The sequence below is a fragment of the Shewanella sp. KJ2020 genome (genome assembly GCF_024197625.1).
GTDB lineage: Bacteria > Pseudomonadota > Gammaproteobacteria > Enterobacterales > Shewanellaceae > Shewanella.
Genome location: NZ_JAKUKD010000013.1, coordinates 59,346 through 76,564, shown reverse-complemented (window position 1 = coordinate 76,564; position 17,219 = coordinate 59,346). Strand labels below are relative to the sequence as shown.

Annotated in this window: 15 protein-coding genes and 5 tRNA genes; 12 read left to right on the top strand and 8 right to left on the bottom strand. The window is 45.8% G+C overall.

All coding sequences use genetic code 11. The features are described from left to right. Positions 1 to 60: 60 nt before the first annotated feature. Together MJO46_RS08445 and MJO46_RS08440 are read right to left on the bottom strand one after the other, a co-directional pair. Positions 61 to 528, bottom strand: a complete 468-nt coding sequence (locus tag MJO46_RS08445; RefSeq protein WP_253988937.1) for a hypothetical protein — start codon at positions 526 to 528, stop codon at positions 61 to 63. A gap of 398 nt (positions 529 to 926) precedes the next feature. Beyond that, the gene (locus MJO46_RS08440) at positions 927 to 1,415 is read right to left on the bottom strand and encodes a TIGR00645 family protein (RefSeq protein WP_198781084.1); all 489 of its coding nucleotides are present in this window, start codon (positions 1,413 to 1,415) and stop codon (positions 927 to 929) included. Between the two features lie 472 nt (positions 1,416 to 1,887). Here MJO46_RS08440 and MJO46_RS08435 point away from each other — a divergent pair, with 472 nt between their 5' ends. Beyond that, positions 1,888 to 2,454: a hypothetical protein gene (locus MJO46_RS08435; RefSeq protein WP_253988936.1), complete on the top strand. Its 567-nt coding sequence runs from the start codon at positions 1,888 to 1,890 to the stop codon at positions 2,452 to 2,454. A gap of 146 nt (positions 2,455 to 2,600) precedes the next feature. On the opposite strand, the gene MJO46_RS08430 is transcribed toward MJO46_RS08435, so the two are convergent. Beyond that, positions 2,601 to 3,536, bottom strand: a complete 936-nt coding sequence (locus MJO46_RS08430) for a D-2-hydroxyacid dehydrogenase (RefSeq protein ID WP_253988935.1) — start codon at positions 3,534 to 3,536, stop codon at positions 2,601 to 2,603. Between the two features lie 88 nt (positions 3,537 to 3,624). Between MJO46_RS08430 and MJO46_RS08425 the strand changes: the two genes are divergently transcribed. Next, a complete protein-coding gene (locus MJO46_RS08425) occupies positions 3,625 to 3,960 on the top strand; it encodes a DUF3392 domain-containing protein (RefSeq protein ID WP_253988934.1) in 336 nt (111 codons plus the stop codon). A 170-nt stretch (positions 3,961 to 4,130) separates the two neighbouring features. Here the strand turns inward: MJO46_RS08425 and MJO46_RS08420 are convergent, their stop codons facing one another. The 5 genes from MJO46_RS08420 to rsgA form a co-directional block, all read right to left on the bottom strand. Then, complete coding sequence (locus tag MJO46_RS08420) at positions 4,131 to 4,853, bottom strand: glycerophosphodiester phosphodiesterase (protein ID WP_253988933.1); 723 nt, start codon at positions 4,851 to 4,853, stop codon at positions 4,131 to 4,133. Positions 4,854 to 4,867: 14 nt separating this feature from the next. Continuing rightward, positions 4,868 to 8,071 carry a mechanosensitive ion channel domain-containing protein gene (locus MJO46_RS08415; protein WP_253988932.1) on the bottom strand — a complete coding sequence of 1,068 codons (3,204 nt, stop codon included), beginning with the start codon at positions 8,069 to 8,071 and terminating at the stop codon, positions 4,868 to 4,870. A gap of 84 nt (positions 8,072 to 8,155) precedes the next feature. Then, complete coding sequence (locus MJO46_RS08410) at positions 8,156 to 9,022, bottom strand: DMT family transporter (protein WP_253988967.1); 867 nt, start codon at positions 9,020 to 9,022, stop codon at positions 8,156 to 8,158. A 21-nt stretch (positions 9,023 to 9,043) separates the two neighbouring features. Beyond that, the gene (gene asd / locus MJO46_RS08405) at positions 9,044 to 9,922 is read right to left on the bottom strand and encodes an archaetidylserine decarboxylase (RefSeq protein WP_253988931.1); all 879 of its coding nucleotides are present in this window, start codon (positions 9,920 to 9,922) and stop codon (positions 9,044 to 9,046) included. A 62-nt stretch (positions 9,923 to 9,984) separates the two neighbouring features. Next, on the bottom strand, positions 9,985 to 11,049 hold the full coding sequence (gene rsgA, locus MJO46_RS08400) for a small ribosomal subunit biogenesis GTPase RsgA (protein WP_253988930.1): 1,065 nt from the start codon (positions 11,047 to 11,049) through the stop codon (positions 9,985 to 9,987). 112 nt (positions 11,050 to 11,161) lie between these two features. Between rsgA and orn the strand changes: the two genes are divergently transcribed. The 10 genes from orn (at position 11,162) to MJO46_RS08350 (ending at position 17,212) form a co-directional block, all read left to right on the top strand. Further along, positions 11,162 to 11,707, top strand: a complete 546-nt coding sequence (orn, locus tag MJO46_RS08395; RefSeq protein ID WP_253988929.1) for an oligoribonuclease — start codon at positions 11,162 to 11,164, stop codon at positions 11,705 to 11,707. Positions 11,708 to 11,975: 268 nt separating this feature from the next. Beyond that, positions 11,976 to 12,051 (top strand) — tRNA-Gly (locus tag MJO46_RS08390). Between the two features lie 124 nt (positions 12,052 to 12,175). Continuing rightward, positions 12,176 to 12,251 (top strand) — tRNA-Gly (locus tag MJO46_RS08385). Positions 12,252 to 12,285: 34 nt separating this feature from the next. Further along, positions 12,286 to 12,361, top strand: a tRNA-Gly gene (locus tag MJO46_RS08380). Positions 12,362 to 12,403: 42 nt separating this feature from the next. Beyond that, a tRNA-Gly gene (locus MJO46_RS08375) sits at positions 12,404 to 12,479 on the top strand. Between the two features lie 14 nt (positions 12,480 to 12,493). Then, positions 12,494 to 12,550, top strand: a tRNA-Gly gene (locus tag MJO46_RS08370). Positions 12,551 to 12,984: 434 nt separating this feature from the next. After that, positions 12,985 to 13,440, top strand: a complete 456-nt coding sequence (locus MJO46_RS08365) for a hypothetical protein (RefSeq protein ID WP_198782263.1) — start codon at positions 12,985 to 12,987, stop codon at positions 13,438 to 13,440. 258 nt (positions 13,441 to 13,698) lie between these two features. Further along, positions 13,699 to 15,198, top strand: a complete 1,500-nt coding sequence (locus tag MJO46_RS08360; protein ID WP_253988928.1) for an NAD(P)H-hydrate dehydratase — start codon at positions 13,699 to 13,701, stop codon at positions 15,196 to 15,198. 89 nt (positions 15,199 to 15,287) lie between these two features. Beyond that, complete coding sequence (gene tsaE / locus MJO46_RS08355) at positions 15,288 to 15,746, top strand: tRNA (adenosine(37)-N6)-threonylcarbamoyltransferase complex ATPase subunit type 1 TsaE (protein ID WP_253988927.1); 459 nt, start codon at positions 15,288 to 15,290, stop codon at positions 15,744 to 15,746. A gap of 8 nt (positions 15,747 to 15,754) precedes the next feature. Then, complete coding sequence (locus MJO46_RS08350; RefSeq protein ID WP_253988926.1) at positions 15,755 to 17,212, top strand: N-acetylmuramoyl-L-alanine amidase; 1,458 nt, start codon at positions 15,755 to 15,757, stop codon at positions 17,210 to 17,212. The last annotated feature ends 7 nt before the right edge of the window (positions 17,213 to 17,219 follow it).

Sequence of the window (17,219 nt, the reverse complement as noted above, 5' to 3'; positions counted from 1 at the left end):
GGGCTGTGAGTCGATGGCGGGAGTGTCCCCGCCTTCGACTCGATATCAGCATAGGGCCAATTATTGAATACAATCTTGTTTTAATTTCGCTACTGCAGCGGTAAAACCTGCAGCGGCTATGTCTGAGCTGGTGTATTTGCTCGAACGGAATGAGATGACTTCGAGGTGTAACGCGGGGGATTGGAGCTTACTTAAATTTTCCCACAAATCTGGGTCCGTCTTATCTCCACTGGTGAAATTCATCAGTGTGGCAGTGCCCCGTAACTTAACCCTATTTTGTTTGTCGCTACTAATTATCAACACACTGGGATCGCCACTCAATGCAAAGGATTCTGCCATAGTCACGTTTAAAATTGGCTGAGTATTTCCCTCGGTGCAGGCTAACGTCAGTTTAAGGTTTTTGTCGATAAAATCGATACTATGACTCTTTGGGGTGAGTGTGGTGTCTAATGCCGTGGCTAAATCTTCCTTGGCGTGGGCATAGCCTAAATGGCCGACAAGCATGAGGACCAGTAACTTTGTTTTCACTTTACAACCTTGTGATTTCAGCGAATTAATACAAATTGTCGCTTTGGTGACCATATCGTCAAAATGTTGGCAATTATAAAGATTTTTGACGATTTTGAATAACCCTTTTAGATGACGTAATCCCTTATTCGCTAGAAAAATAGCCGCGTTTTGCAGCTTTAGCTAGGTATCTCTGGGTTGCTTAATATTATCGCAAGTAACAATTTCAATTTAAACATAATGTTACAGTGCTTAGATGCATTTAATACAAAAGTGCGAGGGAGCGATGTGGGTTATAAAATAAAAAGCCACTGATATCAGTGGCTTGAATTTAGGTATTTATGGCCTAGTCCTTTAGCTACTCTGCCAAGGGATAATGCTCAAACAGTGCATCTACTTTGGCACGTTTATAAAGGTGTTTATTTGCGGGTAATTTTGTCCAGATATCCCATGGCAAAGGCTGACAATACAAAGGTGATGTGGATTAACAAGTACCACATGATTTTGTCATTGGCGATATTGTCCACATTCATAAAAATTTTCAGCAGATGGATAGACGAAATCGCCACGATAGAAGCGGCCACTTTGTTTTTAAGGGAGCCCGAATCCAGCTTGCCAAGCCAACTGAGTTTTTCACTGTCCTCTCCCACATCCAACTGTGAGACAAAATTCTCATAGCCTGAAAACATCACCATCACGATAAGACCGCCGACCAAGGTGATATCGATAAGTGATAGCGTGACTAGCACTAAGTCCACTTCGCGCATCTCAAAAATGATGGGCAGAATATGGAAGATCTCTTGGAAGAATTTAATGCCTAAGCCTAACAATACTAAGCTTAATCCCAAATAAATTGGCGCCATAATCCAGCGTGATGCGTACATTAATCTTTCAAATATTTTTTCCATCATCCATTAAACCCTTAATCTAAAATTCGGTAAAAAAATCGAGTCACTTATCGCGAAACAGTAGCATAATGCGCTTTATGCACGCCATGGGCGAATGGCAATGGCGTGAGTTGCACACTGTTATGCCACGTTTTTTTAGGGGGAAGGCCCGCAAAGTTACGCTTTAGGTATGTCTTATCGTCGTTATTTTCAAGCTTGCTGTTCCATATTGATGATGGCGAACCTAGTTTATCCGCTGATTTAAGCCAATGATGACCCTCACGGGGTTGCAGTGGGATGCTTACCTCAGTCGTTGATGTTGTTTTGTTATCTCCGGTTTGGTCAGGTCATTCGGCATTGTTATGAGTCCCTTGCTAGGATTAGGGCGTAGGAATAGAGATGACATTTGTCACCTATAACTGCTGACAAGTTGCACTGCCATGGCACGCGGTTTGCGCTGATACTTAAGCCATACCAACAAGGAGGCTTAATCATGCAACACAAATCATTGGACCAGCAGCTTATCGAATATCGTCAACAACGTGCCTTGGCTATGCCCCTATCTGGGATGATTGTATGGATGCTATTGTTTATTTTGAGTTTTATATTGCCAGCATCGCAACTGGTGATGGCAACATTTATCGGTACTGGTTCTATTATCTACCTTGCCATGGGTATTTCGCGGCTGACTAGAGAGAATATCTCGTTTAAGAAAAGCGCTGAGCGTAATTGGTTTGAGACTGTGTTTCTGGCGGGTGTGGGCATGAGTTTTTTAACCTTTGCCATCAGCATCCCATTCTTTATGGAAAACTATTTAGCACTTCCCTTCGCCCTTGCGGTGCAGACAGGCTTAATGTGGTTAGTTCATGGCGTGATAGCGGCACAAAAGGTGGCCATAGTGCATGCGATAGTGCGCACCTTAGCCTGTGTGGTAGCTTTTCTGCTCTGGCCTGAGCTGAGCTTTCAAATTCAACCAGTGATCGTGGTGATTTGCTATGGATTCTCGATCCCTGTGATGCAACGCCGTTGGAAGATTCAGCAAAATCTTTGCAATTGCTGATTTCATACAGCCTTACGGCCGAGGTGAATCAAGGTCGTGGGGCTCATTACCTATCCATTGAAAGGCAATAAGCCATGACTGAACAGTACTAATGGGGAGTTTAAGACAATTGTAGTTATGGCTCGTTCAACTGATTTCTGGTTGATTCAGTAACCTCTGATAAAGTCAATTTGGGATAACAAGGGCTCGCCCTTGATTAATCTATGGTAGTTATCGCTAAAAATATCAACGATTTGCTCTGGATGGCTGGGCGCAGAAATGTGTGGTGTGATCACAACGTTTGGTCTGTCCCAAATAGGGTGGTTTGTGGGTAAAGGTTCTTGATGAAATACATCTAAGACCGCTTGCTGCAGCGGACGGGCGATAAGCTGCGCATTGAGTGCATCGAGATCTAATGCATCGCCACGGCCCACATTCATCAGGATGGCATCTTCCTTCAGCATTGATAGCCTATTTGCATTTAGAATATTGCGTGTTTCTGGTGTGCTTGGCAGCAAGTTAACCACCACATTGGCGTCGCTTATGGCTTGCTCTAATCTTGAGATGACTTCAATCCGATCAAACCCTGCAACGGGCTGGCCACTGCGGTTTATTCCCGTCACCTGCATTCCAAAATGTTTTGCCGTTTGTGCAACCTGCAGTGCAATAGAACCTGTGCCGAGCAGCAGGAGCCGCATTCCCTGCAATGTCGAATGGCGCATTGGGGGCAGAGCCTGCCAGTTTTTTTGCCGCTGTTGCTGCTGGTAAAAATGGTGCCCACGGATATGTGCAAGCAAATAACCAAACAGATACTCACTCATTAACGGTCCAAAAATTCCTTTTATATTAGTGAGCTGATAGTCTTTTCTTCCCCTTGGGCTGAGGAGCGCATCTATCCCCGCAAAGCTGGACTGCAGCCATTGCAGTTTTTTGGCGTGGGGCAGTAAAGGTGCGGCGAGTTTAGGTTCAGCTAGCCAGATGTCGGCAGTGGCGATATTGGCGGGGTCATCACTGAGTAACACGAGATCCGTTAGCTTTTGTGCCTCAATCAGCTGGCGATACTGCTCATTTGCCTTAGTGAGTAAGAGTAACTTGTGCCCCATGGCATCTCCCTTTATGCTTGGTTATCGTTATTTTTCAATATGCTGCTGTAGTTGTTTTGATTTTGCAGCGCCATTTAGGTTGAGTATTATGTTTGAACAGTTAGTTGCGATTATTGCCCACTTGGGAAATATGCTGCGCCCTTGGGCATTTGATATTGCCACCGCTATGTTGGTGTGTCTGATTTTAGTGTTTTCGGCCGATATCAACCGCACGATCAGGCGCCATCTTTTGGGGCATTCCTTTGTGTTACGAACCGTTGTTTTTATTATTGTAAATGCCTTCGGCTACGGTCTATTGATTGTCAAAGTCATCCCTTGGGTGGCAAGGCAAATCGTGGCTATGCCATCCCATTGGATGTTTCTACTCATTCTGGCCATGTTTATTTTTATTGGCTATTGGGCACAGCGAAATAACCAAGCTTAATCACCCTAAATAACTGTTCCTAATTTTGTTACATCGCAGGGTATCGAACGCAGGCACACCATTAACTCTTCCCTTAGGGCTCCACCGCGCCATCCGTGGCGCGGAGGGCCTGCTTACCGATATCCGGCTCGCCACTATAAAATGACCTACAATTCGAAAACTTAACTCACTTACTCAAAATAGCCTTGGTAATTTGTGCTACTGGTTTGGGTGAGTGCTTTCATTGCCCTATCGGGATAATTGCTAAAAATACCGTCGACCCCCATTTGCTTAAGTGCATGAATATCATCTTGATGATCGACGGTATAGACATACACTTTCGCGCCCCTGTGGTGGGCATCATCTACCAGAGCTTGGCTGATAAAACTGATATCTAAGTTCAGCGAGTACGCATTCAGTTCACTGACTACCGCCGCGCCATCTAAGGGAATACTGGCAAGGAGTGGTGCGACTAGGGCCCCGGGCAATGCCTGCTTTACTGCCTGCAGATAGGGGTGATTAAAGGAGGAAAGCAGCAATTGCTCAGGCGTAAAACCGAGTTCGTTTAATGCCTTAGGATATAAGTCGAGCAAAGGTGCAACGGTATTTATGCCCTTCAACTCAATATTGACTATGCAGCGACCCGCAACCAGTTCAAGCACTTGCCAGAGTGTTGGGATTGGCTCACCCTTCACATTAATGCTTTCAAGGTAGGTGCGATCGATTAAATGGATGATGCCAGTGCCTGAGCTTTTGTGATCGAGCCGCCTGTCATGGAATACGACCAGCTCGCCTTCGACATTATGGACATCAAGCTCAATAGCTTGAACACCTAATTGCAGTGCTTTAGCCATGGCGGCTAAGGTGTTTTCGACCTCGTAACCGCTGGCGCCGCGGTGAGCAAAAATAAGCATGTTCTACAATCCTGTTAACTTCGAATAATGCCGACCTGATCGCGATTCTGGCCATTTTTGATATGGATTTCCATCTGCGGATAGGCGAGTTCTAAATTGTTTTCTTTGAGCTTTTTAGTGATACGTTTATGAAGATCATGGCGCAGTGGCCAGCGAGCCGACATATCTTTGGCGTAGGCACGCACCTCGTAATCTTGGGTGTGCTTACCAAAACCTGCAAACCAAACCTCTGGCTCTGGATTTGGCAGCGCATCTTCACATTCCTGCACCGCTTGATAGAGGGTCGCCTCGACTTTTGCGGGATCCGAGTCCCTTGCAACCGCGACATACACTATCACCCGAGTAATAGGATCGGATAGCGACCAGTTGATCAGCTGTTCGGTGATAAAGGCTTTATTGGGAATAATAATTTCCTTTCTATCCCAGTCGATAATCGTCGTGGCGCGGATCTGAATTTTACTCACAGTGCCGGTGAGATCGCGGATAGTGACCGTATCGCCAATGCGCACGGGTTTTTCAAACAGAATAATCAGACCCGAGATAAAGTTGGCAAAAATCTCCTGCAAACCAAAACCTAGACCGAGTGATAACGCGGCAATCAACCACTGCAGTTTGGACCATTCCATCCCAAGGTTTGAAAAGCCAATCAATAAGCCTAAAAAGACCACTAAGTAGCGACTCACCGTGGTAATCGCAAATCCGGTGCCGGGCGTAAGGTCGAGCCGTTGGAGGATCATCAGCTCTAATAACCCGGGAAGATTGGTCGCTATCATTAAAGAGAACCCTACGATGATTAATCCAAACATCAGGGATTTCATGGTGATAGGTAACTGTTGTTCTAAACCATTAATGCTAGTGTTAGTGGTCCATAGGGTGATGCCATCGAGGAAGGAAAACAGCGCCGTGTGGGTTTGAGTCCATAGACCAATTAAGCTGGCTAAAAATGCGAGCAGCAACAGAGATCGCACTAAGCCTAGGGATTGGCTCGAAATAGTTTCGAGGTCGACAACGGGTTCCTCGTAGGTGTCTAGGCCATCATTGGATGGATGGTGTGTTTCCCCTTTTTCCCGTTGGGCTAGTCGTTCGGCACGTTTGGCCTTAGCACGGTCGAAGGCAATACGTCGGCGTTCTATCAACATCCAACGTTTAATGAGTTGATATAGCAGTAAAAAGCCTAGGCCTAATATTAAAGACAGTTGCAGCTGTAGCAGCATCTGGAAGGCGGTAAAGTAGTATCCCCTGAAGGCAAGCCCAGCACTCAGTAGCGGCACCGAAATCAATAGGGCCCAGAGCATTTTTTGCAGCAGTTTCTTATTCTTACCCTCCTTTTGACTATCGATATTTTGACGGCTCAGAATGAGAATATCCTTGTAGAGCAAGAACAACATAATACAAAAGAGGATAAATGCGCCTCGGCCTATGCTGTTACGCACTAAAGAGGCGTCTAATACTTCGGTAAACCCCATTAATCCCAGTAGGGGGCTCACGACTAACACAAAGTGCTTTAGCCTAAATTGGCCGGCTTGGATAAGTTTTGAGGGACGCTTAAAGTGTCCAACCAAAACGCCCTTATTGAGGGCCAAGATAAAAATCAACCGATACAATAAATACACTAGGCCAATGGCCAAAATCCCCATACCCACGGCCTGCACGAAGTTGCGGTCGGATTGGTAGAAAATCCACCCGGCAATGACCACAGGCAGAGGTTTTATTAAGGCATAGCCAATGCTGCAAATAAGTGCTTTTAGGGTGTAAATAAACTTATCTTGGGTCACGTTACCCACATAGGTGGCGTAATAGGTGAGTAGCCGATTAAATTTAGGTGTCACGAGATCTTGGATAACGAGACACAGCACTAACAGAATGATCCACCATGACCAATAGTCGTTTTGCTCTTGCCAGGCTTCATTCAGTTGCCCCCACTGCGCTTGTTGCACTAGCCATAGGGTGCTGCGCTGGACATCTGTCAGCCATAATTTATTGATACTGGCCGCATTAGGCACCCAGAATAAATGTTCGTTAAGGGTATTTTTAAGTGTGAGGTTTTGCTGGCTAAGTTGTTGATAATTTACCTTAAGCTTACCAAGTTCACTCAGATATTGATCATAACCTTGCATTAACTGCGTAAGCAGCACTTGCTGAGAATTAAGCAACTTAATTTGGGCTTCAGTGTAGTGGCTTGGCTGCTCTAATTCCTGTTCATTAAGCGCTTGTTGTTGCTCTAGGTGATATCTGTCCAAGCGCGCATCGGCGATAAGCGTTTGCAGTTTTTCGTGGTTGGGTGGCTTAGGCAGTGATTGCAGCATTTGCAAGAAGCGTTCACCGAAGGCGGAATTCATTTTTACCCAAGTAATTTGTTCTTGAATATTCGCCAGTTGCTTAGCTTGGGATTGGTATTGGATCTCAGCTTGTTCCTGCTGCTCAATAACATTGTTGATTTGCAAGGTTAAGGTTTGCAGTTTTTGGCCATAGATCTGGTTGGTATCGATAATATTGCGCGTCACAGGATCGACGACTTTATCCGTCGCAACCAGATTTTTGGCTAAGGTTGCATCGGTTTGCTGTTGGCGCTGTTTATTCATGGCCTTGTTGATGGCTTCAATCAAGGCTTCCTGTTGGATCAATTGCTGCCGTACTAACTGCAATTGTAATTGGGCCAGTTCGATACGCTTTTGGCTGCTGGCGAGTTCCGCTTCATTGGTCGTTAGGGTCTGTTCTAAGAAGATCCGCTGGGTTTGCTGCAATTCCCCCGTTGGGGTATCTAAGGGCGCAAGTTCAGACTTCTTGCTTTGCAGTACATTCTGCCTTGCCGTGGCAATTACAGAAGGTAAAAGATTATGGCGCTGCAATAACTCATTGACTTGATTGCCTAAGGTAGACTCATTTTCCTTTAATTCCGACAAGCGTAAATAGGCCATCGATGCCTGTTGGCTGAGATCTGTGCCTTTTTTCAGTTTAAGTTGTACTGCTGCTTCTTTGAGATCTTGATTAATGGTCTTTTTATTTTTTTCAAAATCCAGTTGAGCCTGCTGGAAACTTGCCGCCTCCGCCGCCAGTCTATCTATGTTGTTTTTTAGCTCAGCAATTTGTTCATCAATGCTAATGGCTTGTTGCTGATTTTGGTTGTTTAAACCAAGACGTTTATCCAACTGCAAGGGCGAATTGGCTAAGGAGTGGAAAGAGAAAAAAGCAATAACGAACAATAAAATACGTAGCATATCGACTAAAAACAACTCGGGGAAAATGGCGCACTCATCTTAGCCAACTTAGGCTGAGATTGGTATGTTTCAGCGCTTCTTTTTTTACCGCTGTGATTGATGCGACTGGTGGGTTTCAAAAATTGCCGTGGCAACGATTATCGTGCCGCCAATCAGGGTTGTGAGACTCAATTCTTCACCCAAAATCACCAGCGCCAGCATGGCACCATAAAAGGGTTGCAAACAGGAGACGAGTCCGACGGTTTTTGCACTTAAGTGCCGCAGTGCCGAGGTAAACAATGCGTGGGGTGCAGCGGTAAATACCACACCAAGCAGGATGATTAATCCCCAGACATCTAATGGAATACTGTTAAGCTCGGCCTCATGCCAAGGCAACAAAAAAACCACTGCTACTAGGGTCTGGTAAAACATCGCATGGGGGCCAGAGTATTGGGTAAAGTAGCGTTTTTGCAGCAAATTTCTGGCGGTAAATAGCATGGCCGAGAGAATGCCGATAGCGATCCCTAGGGTGGTATCATTGCCAAGATTGGCCTCGGGGATCAATAAAATCACCCCGATGAGCACTAATACGCCGCTAGCAATATCCTGGGATTTGATTTTATGCCCCGTCAGCAGGGGCTCGGCAATCACTGTCATCACAGGATAGGTAAAAAAGGCAATCATGCCTATGGCAACGGAGGAGAGTTGCATAGCGGCAAAGTAGGTGACCCAATGTAGGCTCACAATCACGCCTAAACCGATAGCCACTAGATAATCTTGCTTGCTCGCTAAGGTTAAGTGCTGACGACGAAATTTTACCAATAGGCCTAAAACCACAGAGGCGACGCAGCAGCGCAAGAGGGTGATATCGAGTGCACTTAAGGGAATGAGTTTTGAGAACAATGCTGTGCCGCCAAACATCAGCACAGCAATATGTAACTCGATTAATCCCGAGGATTTAGCAGCATTCACATTCGATGCACTCAAAAATGCTTAGTCCGCTGATTTGATATCTTGAAGGTTGGCAAAGGCTTGGCCCATACGGGTTACCGCCTCGGCTTCAACCCCTTCGGCAAAGGTGTCAATCGCATCTTTAGCAAATAACATCACCACAGTACTGCCCAATTTAAAGCGGCCCATTTCATCGCCTTTTTCTAAGGTAAGGGCATCGGGCCCCACAGTTGGGTATTCCCAAGTAAACACTTGCTTACCCGTAGGCGGCGTGATGGTGCCGGCCCAGACGGTTTCAATACTGGCAACGATAGTCGCACCGACTAATACCATGGCTAGGGGGCCTAGCTCGGTTTCAAAAATCGCCACCACACGTTCGTTACGGGCGAAAAGACCGGGAACGTGTCTTGCGGTTAATGGATTGACCGAAAATAACTCGCCGGGCACATAGGTCATCTTCGATAATGTGCCTTTGATTGGCATATGGATACGGTGATAATCCTTAGGCGCTAAGTAGATAGTCGCGAAATCACCGCCTTCGAAGCGCTTGGCATCTTCGGCTTGATCGCCTAGTAAGGTGAGCGAAGAGTAGTGGTGGCCTTTAGCCTGGAAAATACGTCCATCTTTGATTGGCCCCAATTGGCTCACCGCGCCGTCCACCGGATGCACCATAACGTGGGGATTTGGGTTTATGGGGCGGATCCCCGATTTTAAGGCTCGGGTAAAGAAGTCATTGAAGCTTTTGTAAGCCTCAGGCTCGCTCTGGGCCGCTTCGCTCATATCAATTTTATATTGTTTGATAAACCACTTTATGGCGGCTGTGGTCAAGGCGCCAGCTTGCGCTGCGGCGAGCTTACCCACTAAACGTGATAATAAGTGTTTTGGCAGCATGTACTGCAGGGCAATTTTGACTTTATCCAATTTTAATTCCTTTTCTTACCGCTCAATCTGTGCTGAGACCGTTGTTATTTATCACTAAATAGTTATTCGTCAGTGGCCGCGCGGAAATGCCGCGCATGGCGTTGCTCATCTAGGCTGGCAATAATACGGTGGTAATTGTTGAAGCGATCTTCACTAATTTTACCTTCATTCACCGCGGCTTTTAATGCGCAACCTGGGTCATCACCGTGCTTGCAGTCGCGGAATTTACAGCCACCTAAAAAGTCACGGAATTCGATAAAGCACCAGCCTACACGCTGTGCGGGTAAGTGCCATAGGGCAAATTCACGTACGCCGGGGGAGTCAATCAAATCGCCGCCGCTGGGTAAATGCAGTAGTTTGGCCGTGGTAGTCGTGTGCTGACCTAAACCCGAGTTATCGGAAACATCACCCACTAAGAGATCCGCATCTGGCAAGAGCGCATTGATGATAGAGGATTTACCTACACCAGACTGACCCGCAAATACGCTGACTTTATCCTTAAGTAAGCCCTTAATGGTATCGATACCTTCGCCTAACTTGCTGCTGACCTTATAAACCGGATAGCCAATATCTTTATAGCGCTGTAGCGCTTCATCTATTGCCTGGGCTTCATCTGGGTTGAGTAAGTCAATTTTATTTAAAATGATGATAGGCGGAATGTCGGTATCTTCGGCGGCGACAAGGTAGCGGTCGATAATTTGGGTGGTAAAGCTGGGTAATACCGAGGACACAATTAAAATCTGGTCGATATTCGAGGCGATAATCTTAACGCCATCGTATAAATCTGGGCGTGTTAGCGAAGAGCGTCTAGGGTGAACGGCTTCAACGATACCCGCGATACCGCTGTTGGCTTGGCTCTCAATGGCTAAACGCACAACAACCTTGTCGCCAGTGACTAGACTATTAATGGTTCGGCGAATATTGCAACGTACTATCTGGCCGTCTTCGGTTTCGATATCGGCATGTTGGCCAAAACGGGAAATCACTGTGCCGCTCTGTTCGGCTCCGAGTGAACTATCCTGTAACTCTGGCGTGTTTTTTTCGCCGTTGTCACGATTGAGTCGTTTCTCGTGATTGGCACGCATACGGCGTAATTGACCTTGGCTTAGGGGTTTCTTTTTACTCACTGATTCGTCTTCGTCAATTAGGTGATTTTTTGTGTTGGAAAAAAGCAGTATGATACACGCTCTTGAATAAAAATGCCTGAATTTAGGCTAACTGACACAATAAGGCAGATTTATGGCGGCAGATGCAAATAATCTCATTTGGATTGACCTAGAGATGACGGGACTAGAGCCCGATGTAGACAGGATCATTGAAATTGCCACATTAGTAACGGACCAAGAACTCAATATTATCGGTCAAGGCCCTGTGATCGCCATTCATCAGTCGGATGATGTACTGGCTGCCATGGATGATTGGAATCAAAAGCACCATGGCGAATCTGGGCTGATTGATCGTGTGCGTGCAAGCCAAGATAACGAAGCACAAGCCATTGCTAAGACGATTGCTTTTTTAGAGCAATATGTGCCCAAAGGCGCTTCCCCTATGTGTGGCAACAGTGTTGGCCAAGATAGGCGCTTCTTAAATCGTTATATGCGTGAATTGGAGGATTACTTCCATTATCGCAACATTGATGTCAGTACGATAAAAGAGCTGGTGAGACGCTGGAGTCCCGAGACTATGGCGGGTTTTAAGAAGCAAGGAACCCATCAAGCACTGCAGGACATTCAAGAATCGATCGCAGAATTACAATATTATCGCAGCAAAGTATTTAAAATTTGACCGATCAGCAGATAAATCTGCAAGAAGGGGTTGCAGCCGCATGAATTTTTCATATAATGCGGCCTCAACTTTTTGATGCGGACATGAAGCGCCGAACATATAAGTGATTGCGACATTAGCTCAGTTGGCAAAGGTTGAAAGAGATACCTTTGGTAATGTTGAAGGCAAATGTAGCAGCGATACAAAAGGCGACATTAGCTCAGTTGGCAAAGGTTGAAAGACGATACCTTTGGTAATGTTGAAGGCAAATATAGCAGCGATACAAAAGGCGACATTAGCTCAGTTGGTAGAGCGATACCTTGCCAAGGTATAGGTCATCGGTTCGAACCCGATATGTCGCTCCAAATACAATTTTAGTGATTTACCAAGTCATTAAATACAAAATTATGCGACATTAGCTCAGTTGGCAAAGGTTGAAAGACGATACCTTTGTTAATGTTGAAGACAAATGTAGCAGCGATAAAAAATGCGACATTAGCTCAGTTGGTAGAGCGATACCTTGCCAAGGTATAGGTCATCGGTTCGAACCCGATATGTCGCTCCAAATTCTAGACTGTCACAGTCTTAAAATGTGAAATGCGACATTAGCTCAGTTGGTAGAGCGATACCTTGCCAAGGTATAGGTCATCGGTTCGAACCCGATATGTCGCTCCAAATTAAAATTTAATGATTTACCAAGTCATTAATACAGATTATGCGACATTAGCTCAGTTGGTAGAGCGATACCTTGCCAAGGTATAGGTCATCGGTTCGAACCCGATATGTCGCTCCAAATTATGCGACATTAGCTCAGTTGGTAGAGCAATACCTTGCCAAGGTATAGGTCATCGGTTCGAACCGCTCTTGATTAAAATCACGTCGCTCCAAATTCCCTGAATCCTCCATTATCAAATTACTCAATTAACATTAGCTCAGTTGCGCTCTTAATATGGCTATACCTTTGTGATTGTTAAATTAGTCAAGGTATAGGTCATCGGTTCGAACCGCTCTTGATTAAAATCATGTCGCTCCAAATTCCCTGAATCTTCCATTATCAAATTACTCAATTGACATTAGCTCAGTTGCTGTTTTCGGCTATGTTTTTCATTTTGTGATAATTAAAACAGCCAGGCTAATGCGTGATCTGCGCCTTGTTTCTTCAAGTTTCCCTAAATTAGATAGCGTTGCGAAAGTTAAATTATGACCTTGTTCAAATATTCTTAGCGCTTTTACTCACATAATGAACACAGACAAAGTTAATAGCGCCAAGTTGTTGGCCTGACAGTGGAGTGCATTATATGCGTATTCAACAATTGCGTGATCTACTCGAGTATGTGGCAAATTGTCGCTTAGATATGGCGCAACTCTATGGCCGACTGATGAATCAAGCCGATTCGGCTCGAGTGAAAATGATGTTGGAATATTTTGAGTCCCATCAAAAGAAGGTGGCGGAGAACCTGCGTGATTATATGGATGATGCTCCTCACCGCATCCTAGATACTTGGTATAAAGACTTTGTATTTGAAGATTTTACTAAGCGTTGCCAAGACACTATGTTGCCCGCAAATATGAATGAGGAAGATGTGCTTAATTTGCATCTCGACTTGGAAAATCGCCTCATTGGCCTATTGGAGAAAACCGTTAATTCGACTACGGCAGAGGATGCCCGTAGCGCATTGGCTGACTTAATCCGGGTGGAGAAAACGCAGCAACAACGCTTAGTCCATAGCACCATTCGGATGGATGATATCTAGCTTAAATTGCCATTCCTTCTAACAAAGCCAGCTGATTGCTGGTTTTGTTGTTTCTATCGCTGCTTTTTTATTGCTATCCCGTGGATATTTTCGCTCAGCAACTGATTTACGTCATAATTTGGCGGAGCGGTTTTTGCTACTTTCTTGATCTAATGAACGGTGTTTAGTCCTTTATCAGTAAGACGATTGAATCAATGCGTTCAATGGGTTGAGCGATGAAGCAAGATATTTATTCTTTGGTGGCGCAGGAGCTTATCTATGGCACAAGATTTATCAAGATTACCCACGGCGCTTTATACCCAGCAGCAAATTAGGGAAGCTGAGTTGCTCGCAGTGACTCAAGGTGAGTCGACATTTTATGGCTTGGTCGAGCGGGCTGGTAGTGCTGCTTTTCAATGTTTGGTTAAACATTGTGCTGAGCGGGTCGGTATTCAATCCCAAAGAGTCTCAATCCTCGCCGGCAGCGGTAATAACGGTGCCGATGCCTTAGTCTGTGCTCGGCTTTTGCTTGAGGCGGGGATTTCGGTTTGCGTCATGTTGCTCAAAACCACGGGCAGTGACGAGTTTGAACAGGCATTAACGGCTTACCTTAATCAAGGTGGTACGGCTCAATCCATTAAAACTGAAGATATTCTACAGGCAGAGATCATAGTTGATGGCCTGCTTGGGACTGGCGTGCAGGGCAGTGTTCGGGAGGAAATGGCAGAGTTGATCCACGCCGTTAACCAAAGTGCTGCCTGGGTATTGAGCCTAGATCTCCCGTCGGGAATTATTGCCGATACGGGGACTGTTGCGGGGGTTGCTGTTATGGCAGATGTGACCCTCTGTTTTGGTGGTATAAAACAGGGATTACTCACCAGCAAGGCGCGGCACCATAGCGGTTTTATTGAATTTGCCGATCTAGGTTTAACGCCATTCTTTAGAGATTGCAACGCCTTACGTGTTGGCAGAGAAATGCTAAAAGACTATTTTGCCGCCCGTGCGAGGGATAGTCATAAGGGGCAATCGGGCAAAGTGACTCTGATTGGTGGTGATATCGGTATGGCTGGTGCTATACGTCTTGCCAGTGAAGCCTGTTTACGTGCAGGTGCTGGGTTGGTCACAGTCATCAGTCGCCCAGAACATCAACTGACAGTTAATGTTTCCCGTCCTGAATTGATGTTTTGGGGCTGCGATCTCGTGGATATGGAGGTGTATCTGCGTCTTGGCTGGGCCCAAGTTATAGTGCTTGGGCCTGGGCTGGGTAAACATGATTGGGGTTATAACTTATTTAAAGCGGTGGGCCTGAGTGATAAACCCTGTGTATTAGATGCAGATGCGTTGAATTTGCTCAGTAATGAACCTCGCAGGCAAACAAATTGGGTATTAACACCCCATCCTGGGGAAGCCGCCCGTTTGTTGGGGTGCTCTGTCGCTGAGATTGAGCAGGACAGATTTGCCGCCGTGCGCGCAATGCAGCAGAAGTATGGTGGTGTAGTGCTTTTAAAGGGCGCGGGCACTGTGATTTTTGACGGTAAGCAAATGATTGTCGCACCTGTGGGTAACCCTGGGCTTGCCAGTGGTGGGTGTGGGGATGTGTTATCTGGTATTATAGGTGCGCTCATGGCGCAGGGAATGGATAATATGCAGGCAACCGTTGTTGGGGTTGTCGTCCATGGCTGCGCTGCGGATCTTGCCGCAGTACAAGGTGAACGGGGCATGTTAGCGAGTGATTTAATGCCTTTTATTCGCCAATTAGTGAATAGTGATTTACTCTAGGCGGTATGTGAGACTCAAGCATAGGCCATTGCTGGTTTTTTATGCTTGAGCAACTTCAGCCATCAACAATAGTAGTGATATAAGTAGAAATGACAGAGTTAACCTTTTTTTTAAAAAACGAAGACGACACCATTGCGGTAGGGCAAAAATTGGCTCGCCATGTTCAAGCGCCTTTGACTCTGTATTTTACGGGTGATTTGGGTGCCGGTAAGACGACTTTGAGTCGCGGCTTAATTCAGGGGTTGGGTCATAAAGGTGCAGTTAAAAGCCCGACTTACACTTTAGTTGAACCTTATGAGCTTGATGGTGTCGAAGTTTATCATTTTGATTTGTATCGTTTAAACGATCCTGAAGAACTCGAGTTTATGGGGATCCGCGATTATTTTACCCATAAGAGCCTGTGTATAGTGGAATGGCCTGATAAAGGAGAAGGTTTGTTGCCCGATGCCGATATCCACCTGCATTTAAGTTATGCCAATACTGGGCGTGAAATCCAAATCCAAGCTTTATCAGAATCAGGTAAAAAGCTATTAGCCGCGATAAAATAAAAACAACAATGACTAAAAATAAGCATTACTTTCAAATTATTACTGTTTTATTGTGTGCCTTTTTTACTGTGTCTGCCCATGCGGCAAATCAGTTAGAAGGCGTACGTATTTGGGCCGCCCCTGAATCGACCCGCGTCGTATTCGACTTAAGTGAAGCACCAAACTACACACACTTTTCCATCGATGGTCCGAATCGCTTAGTGGTCGATCTTAAAAAGGCATCGACTAAGCTAAACCTTAAAAATATCGATAATAATAGCAAGTTGGTGAAAGGGATCCGGGTGAGTAAATCCCCGACCAAAGGTGATTTACGCTTAGTGATCGATCTGGTTAAACCGTTAAACGCCAACTTATTTTCCCTGCCCGTTACCGCGCCTTACGGCAATCGTTTGGTGGTAGACCTCGAAGATAAAACAGTCACTACGGCAACGGCAATCGTGTCATCAACCCCGGTTAAAACGGTGACCCAAGCGGCGCAATCCTCCCGTGATATTGTGATTGCCATAGACGCTGGCCACGGTGGTGACGATCCCGGTTCAATTGGTCCTTCTGGGGTATACGAGAAGAAGGTCGCCCTTGAAATTGCGCGGCGGGTTTCGAGTAAAATTAATGACACGCCTGGAATGCGTGCTGTGATGATCCGCACCGGCGATTATTTTGTGAATTTAAATAAACGCTCGGAGCTGGCCCGTAACAGTAAGGCGGATCTCTTGATTTCTATCCATGCGGATGCTTTTACTTCACCCAATCCCCGTGGTGCCTCCGTATGGGTGCTCTCCATGCGTCGTGCCAATAGTGAAATTGGTCGTTGGTTAGAGCAAAAAGAAAAGCATTCAGAACTGCTTGGGGGCGCGGGGGAAATTATCCAAAATACCGATAATGAACAATATCTTGCAATGACATTGCTCGATATGTCCATGAACAGTTCCATGGCCATTGGCCACTCTGTTGCGGGGGATATTTTAAAAGATCTAGGCGGCGTGACAGAATTGCATAAGAGTCGCCCCGAGTCCGCGAGTTTAGCCGTGTTAAAGTCGCCGGATATTCCTTCAATCTTGGTGGAAACAGGTTTTATTTCAAATCCCAAAGAAGAACGTTTGTTGTCGAGTAGTCGTCATCAAGAGAGCATCGCCAATGCTATTTATAAGGGTGTGAGTCGTTACTATCATAATAATCCACCTGCGGACACCTTGCTTGCCCAAAGGCGGGGTGGAAGTTCCAGCGGTGCTAAGCCAGTAAAAACAACTACAAAAGCATCAGCTGAAAAAACGTCGACGGAAAGAACCCCTACAGCCTATGTTGATGATACTGCTCCGACAAAGGTTAAGCATAAGGTCCGTCGCGGTGAATCGCTTTCAGCCATCGCACTCAGATACCAAGTTTCAATGGCCAGTATCAAACGCGCCAATGGAATGAAATCCGATGTGGTGCAGTTAGGCCAAACCCTAGTGATCCCTGAGAGCTAACATGGAA

Bases quoted from the DNA above. Each gene is read 5' to 3' on its own strand.
- MJO46_RS08420 (WP_253988933.1), bottom strand. From the start codon at position 4,853: ATGCTTATTTTTGCTCACCGCGGCGCCAGCGGTTACGAGGTCGAAAAC.
- MJO46_RS08415 (WP_253988932.1), bottom strand. From the start codon at position 8,071: ATGCTACGTATTTTATTGTTCGTTATTGCTTTTTTCTCTTTCCACTCC.
- MJO46_RS08350 (WP_253988926.1), top strand. From the start codon at position 15,755: ATGACTAAAAATAAGCATTACTTTCAAATTATTACTGTTTTATTGTGT.
- MJO46_RS08435 (WP_253988936.1), top strand. From the start codon at position 1,888: ATGCAACACAAATCATTGGACCAGCAGCTTATCGAATATCGTCAACAA.
- MJO46_RS08425 (WP_253988934.1), top strand. From the start codon at position 3,625: ATGTTTGAACAGTTAGTTGCGATTATTGCCCACTTGGGAAATATGCTG.
- MJO46_RS08365 (WP_198782263.1), top strand. From the start codon at position 12,985: ATGCGTATTCAACAATTGCGTGATCTACTCGAGTATGTGGCAAATTGT.
- orn (WP_253988929.1), top strand. From the start codon at position 11,162: ATGGCGGCAGATGCAAATAATCTCATTTGGATTGACCTAGAGATGACG.
- MJO46_RS08360 (WP_253988928.1), top strand. From the start codon at position 13,699: ATGGCACAAGATTTATCAAGATTACCCACGGCGCTTTATACCCAGCAG.
- tsaE (WP_253988927.1), top strand. From the start codon at position 15,288: ATGACAGAGTTAACCTTTTTTTTAAAAAACGAAGACGACACCATTGCG.
- MJO46_RS08440 (WP_198781084.1), bottom strand. From the start codon at position 1,415: ATGGAAAAAATATTTGAAAGATTAATGTACGCATCACGCTGGATTATG.
- MJO46_RS08430 (WP_253988935.1), bottom strand. From the start codon at position 3,536: ATGGGGCACAAGTTACTCTTACTCACTAAGGCAAATGAGCAGTATCGC.